The sequence below is a fragment of the Pantoea sp. SGAir0184 genome (assembly GCF_043544755.1).
Map to the genome: position 1 here is coordinate 1441249 of NZ_CP028050.1, position 12106 is coordinate 1453354.

Sequence of the window (12106 nt, forward strand, 5' to 3'; positions counted from 1 at the left end):
GTCTGGAGTAAACCAACATGTCTGACGGCTGGAATATTGCGCTACTGGGCGCGACAGGCGCAGTAGGGAACGCTGTACTGGAACTGCTGGCGGAACGCCAGTTCCCGGTTGGTGAGTTGTATCTGCTGGCGAGTGAAAACAGCGCCGGCGAAAGCGTGCGCTTTGACGGTCGCTCGCTGCGCGTGCAGGACGCGGCGGAATTTGACTGGTCGCAGGCGCAGCTGGCGTTCTTTACCGCCGGTCGCGAGGCGTCGGCGCGTTATGCCGAAGAAGCCGCCAGCCAGGGCTGCCTGGTAATCGACAGCAGCGACCTGTTCGCGCTGGAGCCGGACGTGCCGCTGGTGGTGCCGGATGTCAATCCACAGGTGCTGGCGGATTACCGCAATCGCAACATCATTACCGTGGCCGATGCGCTGGTGAGCCAGCTGTTAAGCGCCATCAAACCGCTGGTGGATACCGCCGGTTTAGGCCGTCTGCAGGTGACCAATCTGGTGTCGGTCTCCAGCCACGGCAAAGCGGCGGTAGACGGCCTGGCCGGTGAGAGCGCGCGGCTGCTGAACGGCGTACCGGCCGATGAGCACTATTTTGGCCGCCAGCTGGCGTTCAACCTGTTGCCGCAACAGGCGGACAGTGCCGGCAGCGTGGCGAGCGAGCGCCGGCTGGTCGATCAGGTACGGAAAGTGCTGCAGGATGAAGGATTACCGATTGCGGTGAGCAGCGTGCAGGCGCCGGTGTTCTACGGCAACGCGCAGATCGTCTATATCGAAAACCTGCGCCCGCTGTCGGCGGAGGAAGCGCGTGACGAACTGGCGCGCGCCGACGATATCAGCCTGAGCGACGACGGTGATTACCCGACGCCGGTCAGCGACGCCTCCGGCAGTGAAGCCCTGAGCATTGGCAGCGTGCGCAACGACTACGGCATCCCGGAGCTGCTGCAGTTCTGGTCGGTGGCCGACAACATCCGCTTCGGCGGCGCGCTGATGGCGGTGAAAACCGCAGAGAAGCTGGTGCAGGAGTATCTGTATTAATGCTGGAAGACGCGACCCCGTTTAAGCTGGCGCTCGGCATTGAATATGACGGCAGCCGTTACTACGGCTGGCAGCGCCAGAATGAAGTGCGCAGCGTGCAGGAAAAGCTGGAAAAAGCGCTGGCGAAAGTGGCCAATCACCCGGTGAGCGTGTTCTGCGCCGGACGCACCGACGCGGGCGTGCACGGCACCGGCCAGGTGGTGCATTTTGAGACCACCTCCTCGCGTGCCGACAGCGCCTGGACGCTGGGCGTGAACGCCAACCTGCCGGACGATATTGCGGTGCGCTGGGTGAAAGCGGTGCCGGAAAGCTTTCACGCGCGCTTCAGCGCCACCGCGCGCCGTTATCGCTACGTGATCTACAACCAGCGGCTGCGCCCGGCAATTCTCGGTAACGGCATTACCCATTTTTACCATCCGCTGGATGCGGAAAAGATGCACCGCGCCGCCCAGGCTTTACTGGGTGAGAACGATTTTACCTCGTTCCGTGCAGTGCAGTGCCAGTCGCGCACGCCGTGGCGCAACGTGATGCATCTCAACGTCACGCGCCTGGGGCCGTACGTGATTGTGGATATCAAAGCCAACGCCTTCGTGCATCACATGGTGCGCAATATCGTCGGCAGTCTGCTGGAGATTGGCTGCGGCAATCAGCCGGAAACGTGGATGGCCACGCTGCTGGCGGCAAAAGATCGCACGCTGGCGGCGGCAACGGCGAAAGCCGAAGGGCTGTATCTGGTGGCGGTGGATTACCCTGCTCAGTTTGCGTTACCTCAGCCTGCGCTGGGACCGTTGTTCCTCGCGGATTCATTTTAATCGGAAAGTGTCAGGGAGTTAGCTGTTATGGAGTTTATCCACTTTATCGTCGATTTCATTCTGCACATTGACGTGCATCTGGCCGAGCTGGTGGCGCAGTACGGCATCTGGATTTACGCCATTTTGTTCCTGATTCTGTTCTGTGAAACCGGGCTGGTGGTTACGCCGTTCCTGCCGGGTGATTCGCTGCTGTTCGTCGCCGGTGCGCTGGCGGCGCTGCCGGGCAACGACCTCAACGTGCACCTGATGGTGACGCTGCTGGTGATTGCCGCGATCCTCGGCGACGCGGTTAACTACACCATTGGCCGGCTGTTTGGCGAGAAGCTGTTCAGTAACCCGAACTCGAAAATTTTCCGCCGCAGCTACCTCGACAAAACCCACGCGTTTTACGATCGCCACGGCGGCAAAACCATTATACTTGCGCGCTTTGTGCCAATCGTGCGAACCTTTGCCCCCTTTGTGGCGGGAATGGGACACATGTCTTATCGCCACTTCGCGCTCTTTAACGTGACAGGCGCGCTGCTGTGGGTCCTGCTATTCTCCTATGCCGGTTACCTGTTTGGTGACCTGCCGGTGGTGCAGGAAAACCTTAAGTTGCTGATTGTCGGCATCATCATTGTCTCGGTACTGCCAGGCGTGATTGAAGTGTGGCGTCACCGCCGCCAGGCGCGTCAGCACAAGTCGCAGTAAGCCTGTTACCAGATTTTTATCCACAGCGTGAACGGGTTGTGGTTTAATGAGCGACATTTACGGCCTGCTGAAGGTGATTTCAGCAGTAACGACAAGACTGGACCAGGTCAGCATTAAACAGAAAGGTCATCAATGAGCTGGATTGAACGCATACTGAATAAAAGCACTACCACGCCTTCGCGCAAAGCCAGCATCCCGGAAGGGGTGTGGACCAAATGCGATAGCTGTGGTCAGGTGCTGTACCGCGCCGAGCTGGAGCGCAACCTTGAAGTCTGCCCGAAGTGCGACCACCACATGCGTATGCACGCGCGCGAGCGTCTGCATAGCCTGATGGATGAAGGTTCGATGACAGAGCTGGGTAGCGAGCTGGAACCGAAAGACCTGCTCAAGTTCCGCGACTCGAAGAAGTACAAAGATCGTCTGGTTGCGGCACAGAAAGAGACCGGCGAGAAAGATGCGCTGGTGGTAATGAAAGGCCAGCTGCACGGTATGCCGGTGGTGGCTGCCGCGTTTGAGTTCTCCTTTATGGGCGGCTCAATGGGCTCGGTGGTCGGCGCCCGTTTCGTGCGTGCGGTTGAGCAGGCGCTGGAAGACAACTGCCCGCTGATCTGCTTCTCCGCCTCTGGCGGTGCGCGTATGCAGGAAGCGCTGCAGTCGCTGATGCAGATGGCGAAAACCAGTGCGGCGCTGGCAAAAATGCAGGAGCGCGGTCTGCCGTATATTTCGGTACTGACTGACCCGACCATGGGTGGCGTCTCCGCCAGCTTCGCGATGCTGGGCGATTTGAACGTCGCAGAGCCAAAAGCGCTGATCGGCTTTGCCGGCCCACGCGTGATTGAACAGACGGTACGTGAAAAGCTGCCGCCGGGCTTCCAGCGCAGTGAGTTCCTGATCGAAAAAGGCGCGATCGACATGATCATCCGTCGTCCGGAAATGCGCTTTAAGCTGGCCAGCCTGCTGGCGAAAATGATGAACCTGCCGGCACCGCTGCAGGATGGTGATCGCCCGACTGCGGCTGAGCCGGAGAGCAACGAAGCCTGACAGGCAACCGAAAGGCGCATATCAATGCGCCTTTTTATTCACGCACTACATCGTAAAGAGCTAACAGGGCACATGGACACTCTTCACCTCCCGCAAGCCACGTCGCCTCTGGCCACGTGGCTTCATTATCTTGAGCATCTGCATTCTCAGGCTATCGATCTGGGCCTGGACCGTATTCAGCGCGTCGCCGCACGCCTCGACCTGCTTAAACCCGCTCCGTTTGTCTTCACCGTCGCCGGCACCAACGGCAAAGGCACCACCTGCCGTACGCTGGAAACCCTGCTGATGGCCGCAGGCTATCGTGTTGGCGTCTACAGCTCGCCGCATCTGGTGCGTTACACCGAACGCGTGCGCGTGCAGGGCGCTGAGCTGGATGAAGCCCGGCACAGCGCCAGCTTTGCCGCCATCGAGGCCGGACGCGGCGATATTTCGCTCACCTACTTTGAGTTTGGCACGCTGTCCGCGCTCAATCTGTTCCGTGAAGCGCAGCTGGATGTCGTGATTCTGGAAGTGGGGCTGGGCGGCCGGCTGGATGCGACGAACATTGTCGACGCCGACGTGGCGGTGATCACCAGCATTGCGCTGGACCACACCGACTGGCTGGGGCCGGATCGCGCCAGCATCGGCCGCGAGAAGGCCGGCGTATTTCGCGGCGGTAAACCGGCGGTGGTCGGCGAGGCCGATATGCCCGACACCATTGCCCAGGTGGCCGCGGAGAAGGGTGCGCAGCTGTTACAAATTAACCGCGACTGGCAGTGGCAGCGCGAGGGCGACACTTGGACGCTGCAGGATGCCCAGGGTGAACTGCGCGATCTGCCGCTGCCCCAGGTGCCGCTCCCTAACGCGGCCACCGCGATTGCGGCGCTGCGCGCTTCCGGCCTGACGGTGAGCGAGGCGCTGATTCATCAGCATCTGCCGCTGGCGATTCTGCCGGGACGTTTCCAGACGGTCAGCACCGCGCCGCGCGTGATCCTTGATGTGGCACACAATCCGCATGCGGCTTATTATCTGGCTTCACGTCTCGCTGAGCTGCCGGCACACGGCACGGTGCATGCGGTGGTTGGCATGCTGCACGACAAGGATATCGCCGGGACGCTGGCTGCGCTGGCACCGCAGGTCAAACGCTGGTACTGCGCGCCGCTCGACGGCCCGCGCGGCGCGTCCGCTGATGAGCTGATGGCGCATCTGCAGGGCGGCAGCGCCTGGCAGAGCGTTGAAGCCGCGTGGCAGGCGGCGCGGCAGCAGGCTCAGCCCGACGATGTGATTCTGGTGTGCGGCTCGTTCCACACCGTGGCGCAGGTAATGCAATCGATGGCAGCGGAGAACGGCAGTGGCAAGTAAGTTTCAGAATCGTTTAGTGGGTACGGTGATTCTGGTGGCGATTGGCGTCATCGTGTTACCGGGTCTGCTGGACGGTAAGAAAAAGCATTATAAAGAGGAGTTCGCGGCGATTCCGCTGGTGCCAAAGCCTGACGATCAGCAGGACAGCGAAATGGTGCCGCCAGTGACGCAGCCGCTGCCGTCGCAGCCGCCGGAAGGTGCGAGCGCGGCGCAGCAGGCGCCCGCCAGCAGCGCAACGCAAAACAGTGCCGCCAGCGGCAGCACGCAGCCAGCGCAAAACAGCCAGCCCAGCGTCGTGACGCCGCCGCCGGTGCACCAGCAGCAGAAACCGGCAGAGCAGGTGAAGCCGAAGCCGGTCGAGCAGCCGAAGCCTAAACCGGTGGAGCAGCCGAAACCGAAGCCGGCAGAACAACCGAAAGCGACAGAACAGCCCAAAGCCACAGAGCAGCCGAAAGCGGCGGAAACGCCGAAGCAGAGCGAGCCGGTCGCACCAGCAGGACAGGCGTATGTGGTGCAGCTTGGTGCCCTGAAGAACGCCGCCAAAGTGAATGAGATCGTGGCGCAGCTGCGGCTCTCCGGCTATCGTGCCTTTACCGTGCCGTCGACGCCGGTGCAGGGGCAGATCACCCGCATTTACGTGGGGCCGGATGCGTCCAAAGCGAAACTGCAGGGCGCACTCGGTGAGCTGAAAGGCATCTCCGGCCTCGGCGGTGTTGTGAAGCCGTACAGCACACGCTGATCAACTGATAAGCCGCGCCGATAGCAGAAACAGGCGCGGCTTTTGGCGTGTTTTTTAGCGAAGCGTTACTGAAAATTTATGGAATATCAGCAGGTTAAATGGCTGACATCAACAAGGGCGAGGAAAGTTTTTTTCATCGCCCTTTTTCTCGGGACAGAACCGGAAAACCCTACGCAAACGTTTTCTTTTTCTGTTAGAATGCGCCCCGAACTGGATGCAGGGGTGCAAATGCACTGTACTGGAAGCGTTCATGATCTGGATTGATTACGTCATTATTGCGGTAGTTGGTTTTTCGGCTCTGGTCAGCCTGATTCGCGGGTTTGTCCGGGAAGCCTTATCTCTTGTTACCTGGGGATGCGCGTTTTTTGTCGCCAGTCATTACTACGCCTACCTTGCAGTCTGGTTTACAGGTTTTGACGACGAACTGGTTCGCAACGGCATCGCCATCGCGGTGTTATTCGTTGCCACCCTGATTGTGGGTGCCATCGTGAACTATGTGATCGGCTCGCTGGTTGAGAAAACCGGCTTGTCGGGAACCGACAGGGTGTTGGGGGTCTGTTTCGGGGCGTTGCGTGGCGTGCTGATTGTATCCGCCATTCTCTTCTTCCTTGATACATTCACCGGCTTTTCAAAAAGTCCGGACTGGCAACAGTCTCAACTCATTCCCCAGTTCAGTTACATCATCAGGTGGTTTTTCGATTACCTGAAAAGCACGTCGAGTTTTTTACCCCGGTAACACCGGGAGTGCGGCTAATGAGGAAATGACAACATGTGCGGTATTGTTGGTATCACCGGTTTTATGCCAGTAAACCAGTCGATCTATGACGCGTTAACGGTGCTGCAGCACCGCGGGCAGGATGCCGCCGGCATTTGTACCATCGATGCGCTGAACTGCTTCCGTCTGCGTAAGGCCAATGGCCTGGTCAGCGACGTGTTTGAAGCGCGCCACATGCAGCGTTTGCAGGGAAATATGGGTATCGGCCACGTGCGTTATCCGACTGCCGGCAGCTCCAGCGCCTCTGAAGCGCAGCCCTTCTACGTGAACTCGCCGTACGGCATCACGCTGGCTCACAACGGTAACCTGACCAACGCCCATGAACTGCGCAAGCAGCTGTTCGAAGTCGGTCGCCGTCATGTGAATACCACCTCAGATTCCGAAATCCTGCTCAACATCTTTGCTCAGGAGCTGGATCGTTTTCAGCACTATCCGCTGGAAGCTGACAACATTTTTGCTGCCGTGGCGGCAGTGCATCAGCAGGTGCGCGGCGCTTACGCCGTGGTGGCGATGATTATCGGTCACGGCATGGTTGCGTTCCGCGATCCTAACGGTATCCGTCCGCTGGTACTGGGCAAGCGTGAGCTGGCCGATGGCCGCACCGAATACATGGTGGCCTCAGAGAGCGTGGCGCTGGATACGCTGGGCTTCGAATTTATTCGTGACGTTGCGCCAGGCGAAGCGGTGTACATCACCGAGCAGGGCCAGCTCTCAACGCGCCAGTGCGCAGAGAACCCGAAAAGCAATCCCTGCCTGTTCGAGTACGTTTACTTTGCGCGTCCGGACTCGTTCCTCGACAAGATCTCGGTCTACAGCGCACGCGTGCGCATGGGCACCAAGCTGGGCGAGAAAATTGCCCGCGAGTGGGAAGATCTCGATATCGACGTGGTGATCCCGATTCCGGAAACCTCGACCGATACCGCGCTGGAGATTGCCCGTATTCTGGATAAGCCGTACCGTCAGGGCTTTGTGAAAAACCGCTACGTGGGCCGTACCTTTATTATGCCGGGTCAGCAGCTGCGCCGCAGTGCGGTACGCCGTAAGCTCAACGCCAACCGCGCTGAGTTCCGCGATAAAAACGTGCTGCTGGTGGATGACTCGATTGTGCGCGGCACCACCTCTGAGCAGATTATCGAGATGGCGCGTGAAGCGGGTGCGAAGCGCGTCTATCTGGCGTCGGCGGCACCGGAAATCCGCTTCCCTAACGTCTACGGCATCGATATGCCGAGCGCTACCGAGCTGATTGCGCACGGCCGTGAAGTGGAAGAGATTCGTCAGCTGATTAAAGCCGATGCGCTGATTTTCCAGGATCTGCAGGATCTGATCGACGCGGTGCGTGAAGAGAACCCGGATATTGCCCAGTTCGAATGCTCAGTGTTTAACGGCATCTACGTCACCAAAGACGTTGACCTGCAGTATCTGGAATATCTGCAGTCGCTGCGTAACGACGATGCCAAAGCGATTGCGCGTCAGAATGAAGTGGAGAACCTGGAACTGCATAACGAAGGTTAAGGTCAGTCTCAGGCAGACGAAACAGGGCGGGCGCAATCCCGCCCTGTTTGTTTTTGTATTTATGGCGGCGGAGCGGCTATTATTGGCGCACTCTTTTGCAGCAAGGCTGAATTATGAAACGACTCATCATTGGTATTTCCGGCGCCAGCGGCGCGATCTACGGCGTGCGTATGCTGCAGGTGCTGCAACCGTTAGCCGAAGTGGAAACCCATCTGGTGATGAGCCCGGCGGCGCGGCAGACGCTGGCGCTGGAGACCGATTACAGCCTGCGTGACGTGCAGGCGCTGGCCGATGTGGTGCACGATGTGCGCGATATCGCCGCCAGCATCTCGTCCGGCTCGTTCAAAACGCTGGGTATGGCAATTCTGCCGTGTTCCATGAAAACCCTGTCCGGCATTGTGCACAGCTACAGCGACAGTCTGCTGACGCGTGCCGCCGACGTGGTGCTGAAAGAGCAGCGCCGGCTGGTGCTGTGCGTGCGGGAAACCCCGCTGCATCTCGGTCATCTGCGCATGATGACCACCGCTGCCGAACTCGGCGCACTGATTATGCCGCCGGTGCCGGCGTTTTATCACCGCCCGCAGCGCATCGACGATTTGATTGATCAGACGGTCAACCGCGTGCTGGATCAGTTTGATATCGAGCTGCCGGAAGATCTGTTTACCCGCTGGCAGGGTGCATGATGGTGCAATAATGCACTGAATGCGTGCAAAAGCGCGGGGCCGATCACTGTTCGTGCATCTTGTGCACCAAAAGTTAACAATCTCACTTTTTCTTCCTCACACCGCTGTTATATTTCCCTCACAAACTAAGTGCTTGCGTCCCAGATGGACGCGGTATTTAGTGCGCCTGCGCACAGTTTCGCCGATTTGCACAACTGGCATGAAACCTGCAAAACATTCAGCGCAAACACATCACGCACCACATAACAATAAGCACTTCACTTGAGGGTTACCTATGAAAAAGCGAGTTCTGGCTCTTTCTCTGATGCTGGCTATGTCCGGCGCTGCGAGCGTGTTCGCAGCGGTACCGCAGTCGCTGCGCATCGGGACCGATCCAACTTACCCGCCGTTTGAGTCCAAGAACGCGCAGGGCCAGCTGGTTGGCTTTGATATCGACCTGGCCAACGAGATCTGTAAGCGTATCAAGACCAAATGTACTTATGTGGAAAGTGATTTCGATGCGCTGATCCCGTCGCTGAAAGCGAAGAAGATCGACGCCATCATCTCTTCACTCTCGATCACCGAGAAACGTCAGGAAGAGATCGCCTTCTCGGAAAAACTGTATGCAGCGAACGCGCGTTTAGTGGCGCCGAAGGGGTCTAAACTGCAGCCGACCATTGAGTCGCTGAAGGGCAAAAACATCGGCCTGCTGCAGGGCACCACGCAGGAAACCTACGCCAATGAATACTGGCGTCCAAAAGGGGTGACCGTCACGCCGTATGCCAACCAGGATCTGGTGTATCAGGACCTGAACGCTGGTCGTATTGATGCGGCGTTCCAGGATGAGGTGCAGGCGAGCGAAGGCTTCCTTAAGCAGCCGGTCGGGAAAAACTACGCCTTCGCCGGTCCGGCGGTGAAAGATGACAAAATCTTTGGCGTCGGCACCGGTATGGGCCTGCGTAAAGATGACGCTGATTTGAAAACTGCCATCGACAAAGCCTTTAATGACATGCGCAAAGACGGTACCTACGACAAGATTGCGAAGAAGTACTTTGATTTCAACGTTTACGGCGATTAAGACTCCTGTTCCTGAACGGGTGTATTGAGTCACGCTAACGTGGGTCATAACTATTCACTCCGGGCGCTTACTTATGTAAACTCCCGGAGTTCATACGCTTGCCACCATCCTTCCGTGATTCACATCCTGGTCAGGACTGTCCGTGTGTTGTTGGACAGCGTTTGTTTATTTCCCTCACGACAGGATCGAACCCATGTTGTATGGCTATTCTGAAGTAATTCTCAAAGGCACGCTGGTGACCCTTGAGCTGGCGCTCAGCTCGGTGGTACTGGCCGTGGTGCTGGGCCTGATAGGGGCCGGCGCCAAACTCTCCCGCAATCGCCCGCTGGCGATGATTTTTGAAGGCTACACCACGCTCATCCGTGGCGTGCCCGACCTGGTGCTGATGCTGCTGATCTTTTACGGTCTGCAGATTGCCCTCAACGCTGTAACCGATGCGCTCGGCATGGCGCAGTTTGATATCGACCCGATGGTGGCCGGTATTATTACGCTCGGCTTCATCTACGGTGCTTACTTCACTGAAACCTTCCGTGGCGCGTTTCTCGCGGTGCCGAAAGGGCAGATTGAAGCCGCCACCGCCTTCGGCTTTACCGGCTCGCAAACTTTCCGTCGCATTCTGTTCCCGGCGATGATGCGCTTTGCGCTGCCCGGCATCGGCAACAACTGGCAGGTGATCCTCAAAGCCACCGCGCTGGTGTCGCTGCTCGGCCTTGAAGATGTGGTTAAAGCCACGCAGCTGGCCGGCAAAAGTACCTGGCAACCGTTCTATTTCGCGATTGTGGCCGGGGTGATTTATCTGGTGTTTACCACGCTGTCCAACGGCGTGCTGTGGTGGCTTGAACGCCGCTACTCGGTAGGGGTGAAAAGGGCAGAGTTATGATCGAGATTATTCAGGAGTACTGGAAACAACTGCTCTGGACTGACGGTTACCGTTTTACCGGCGTGGCCATCACGCTGTGGCTGCTGATTCTGTCCGTGGTGATTGGCGGCAGCCTTGCGGTGCTGCTGGCCATCGCGCGCGTCTCGCCCAATCGCTATATCTCCACGCCGGTGTGGCTGTTTACCTATGTGTTTCGCGGCACGCCGCTGTATGTGCAGCTGCTGGTGTTCTATTCCGGCATGTACACGCTGGAGGTGGTGAAAGGCTCCGAGCTGCTGAACGCCTTCTTCCGCAGCGGCCTGAACTGTACGCTGCTGGCATTTACCCTGAACACCTGTGCTTATACCACCGAGATTTTTGCCGGTGCCATTCGCGCCGTGCCACACGGTGAAATCGAAGCCGCGCGCGCCTATGGTTTCTCGCCGTTTAAACTTTACCGCTGCATCATTCTGCCGTCGGCGCTGCGCACCGCGCTGCCCGCCTACAGCAATGAAGTGATTCTGATGCTGCACTCCACCGCGCTGGCGTTCACCGCCACCGTGCCGGATTTGCTAAAAATCGCGCGCGATATCAACTCGGCGACCTATCAGCCGTTCACCGCGTTCGGCATCGCTGCGGTGCTGTACCTGATTATCTCTTACGTGCTGATTAGCCTGTTCCGCCTTGCGGAGCGCCGCTTCCTCGCGCATGTGAAACCCTCTTCGTCGCACTGAGTATGACTATGGCTGAAAATAAATTAAGCGTTACCGAACTGCATAAGCGTTACGGTGAACATGAAGTTCTGAAGGGCGTGTCGCTGCAGGCCAACGCCGGCGATGTGATCAGCATTATTGGCTCGTCCGGTTCCGGGAAAAGTACCTTTTTACGCTGCATCAACTTCCTCGAAAAGCCGAGTGAAGGCACCATCGCGGTTAACAACGAGGCGATAAACCTGGTGCGCGACACCGATGGCCAGCTGAAAGTGGCCAACAAGGAGCAGCTGCGTTCGCTGCGTACCCGGCTGACCATGGTGTTCCAGCACTTCAATTTGTGGAGCCACATGACGGTGCTGGATAACGTCACTGAAGCACCGATTCAGGTGCTGGGGCTGAGCAAAGCCGAAGCGCGTGAGCGGGCAATTAAATACCTCGATAAAGTCGGTATTGATGCGCGCGCGCGTGCCAAATACCCGGTGCATCTGTCAGGCGGCCAGCAGCAGCGTGTCTCGATTGCCCGCGCGCTGGCGATGGAGCCGGAAGTGTTGCTGTTTGACGAACCGACCTCAGCGCTCGATCCGGAGCTGGTAGGCGAAGTGCTGCGCATCATGCAGAAGCTGGCCGAAGAGGGCAAAACCATGGTGGTAGTGACGCACGAGATGGAGTTCGCCCGTCACGTATCCAACCACGTGATTTTTCTGCATCAGGGCAAAATCGAAGAGCAGGGCGCGCCAGACGAACTGTTCGGCAACCCGAAAAGCCCGCGCCTGCAGCAGTTTTTGAAGGGATCGTTGAAATAGGTTTCTGAACCGTTGCGGCGCAATGTATTGCGCGTTTCCCGGCGATGCGGCGG

13 protein-coding genes are annotated in these 12106 nt (G+C 58.3%); all 13 read left to right on the top strand.

Annotated elements, in window-relative coordinates; genetic code table 11:
• Positions 1 to 17 precede the first annotated feature (17 nt).
• The 13 genes from C1N60_RS06680 to hisP all read left to right on the top strand — a co-directional run bounded on the left by C1N60_RS06680 (position 18) and on the right by hisP (position 12053).
• Complete coding sequence (locus tag C1N60_RS06680; RefSeq protein ID WP_058775824.1) at positions 18 to 1028, top strand: aspartate-semialdehyde dehydrogenase; 1011 nt, start codon at positions 18 to 20, stop codon at positions 1026 to 1028.
• A complete protein-coding gene (truA, locus tag C1N60_RS06685; protein WP_125309518.1) occupies positions 1028 to 1840 on the top strand; it encodes a tRNA pseudouridine(38-40) synthase TruA in 813 nt (270 codons plus the stop codon). Before C1N60_RS06680 ends, truA begins: the two co-directional genes overlap by 1 nt.
• A 27-nt stretch (positions 1841 to 1867) precedes the next feature.
• Positions 1868 to 2530, top strand: coding sequence for a DedA family protein (locus tag C1N60_RS06690; RefSeq protein WP_010617492.1), 663 nt, complete (start codon positions 1868 to 1870; stop codon positions 2528 to 2530).
• A gap of 132 nt (positions 2531 to 2662) precedes the next feature.
• Positions 2663 to 3571, top strand: coding sequence for an acetyl-CoA carboxylase, carboxyltransferase subunit beta (gene accD / locus C1N60_RS06695; RefSeq protein WP_021509178.1), 909 nt, complete (start codon positions 2663 to 2665; stop codon positions 3569 to 3571).
• A 72-nt stretch (positions 3572 to 3643) separates the two neighbouring features.
• Positions 3644 to 4912: a bifunctional tetrahydrofolate synthase/dihydrofolate synthase gene (gene folC, locus C1N60_RS06700; protein WP_278427109.1), complete on the top strand. Its 1269-nt coding sequence runs from the start codon at positions 3644 to 3646 to the stop codon at positions 4910 to 4912.
• Complete coding sequence (gene dedD, locus C1N60_RS06705) at positions 4902 to 5651, top strand: cell division protein DedD (RefSeq protein ID WP_394517284.1); 750 nt, start codon at positions 4902 to 4904, stop codon at positions 5649 to 5651. Before folC ends, dedD begins: the two co-directional genes overlap by 11 nt.
• Before the next feature lie 250 nt (positions 5652 to 5901).
• Positions 5902 to 6387 carry a colicin V production protein gene (cvpA, locus tag C1N60_RS06710; protein ID WP_021509181.1) on the top strand — a complete coding sequence of 162 codons (486 nt, stop codon included), beginning with the start codon at positions 5902 to 5904 and terminating at the stop codon, positions 6385 to 6387.
• A gap of 33 nt (positions 6388 to 6420) precedes the next feature.
• Positions 6421 to 7938, top strand: a complete 1518-nt coding sequence (gene purF, locus C1N60_RS06715) for an amidophosphoribosyltransferase (RefSeq protein WP_021509182.1) — start codon at positions 6421 to 6423, stop codon at positions 7936 to 7938.
• 113 nt (positions 7939 to 8051) lie between these two features.
• A complete protein-coding gene (locus C1N60_RS06720; RefSeq protein WP_058769895.1) occupies positions 8052 to 8621 on the top strand; it encodes a UbiX family flavin prenyltransferase in 570 nt (189 codons plus the stop codon).
• A gap of 274 nt (positions 8622 to 8895) precedes the next feature.
• Positions 8896 to 9678, top strand: a complete 783-nt coding sequence (gene argT, locus C1N60_RS06725; protein ID WP_394521565.1) for a lysine/arginine/ornithine ABC transporter substrate-binding protein ArgT — start codon at positions 8896 to 8898, stop codon at positions 9676 to 9678.
• Positions 9679 to 9871: 193 nt separating this feature from the next.
• Complete coding sequence (locus C1N60_RS06730; protein WP_021509185.1) at positions 9872 to 10558, top strand: histidine ABC transporter permease HisQ; 687 nt, start codon at positions 9872 to 9874, stop codon at positions 10556 to 10558.
• The gene (locus tag C1N60_RS06735) at positions 10555 to 11271 is read left to right on the top strand and encodes an ABC transporter permease (RefSeq protein ID WP_021509186.1); all 717 of its coding nucleotides are present in this window, start codon (positions 10555 to 10557) and stop codon (positions 11269 to 11271) included. Before C1N60_RS06730 ends, C1N60_RS06735 begins: the two co-directional genes overlap by 4 nt.
• 8 nt (positions 11272 to 11279) lie before the next feature.
• Positions 11280 to 12053, top strand: coding sequence for a histidine ABC transporter ATP-binding protein HisP (gene hisP / locus C1N60_RS06740; RefSeq protein ID WP_058769896.1), 774 nt, complete (start codon positions 11280 to 11282; stop codon positions 12051 to 12053).
• The last annotated feature ends 53 nt before the right edge of the window (positions 12054 to 12106 follow it).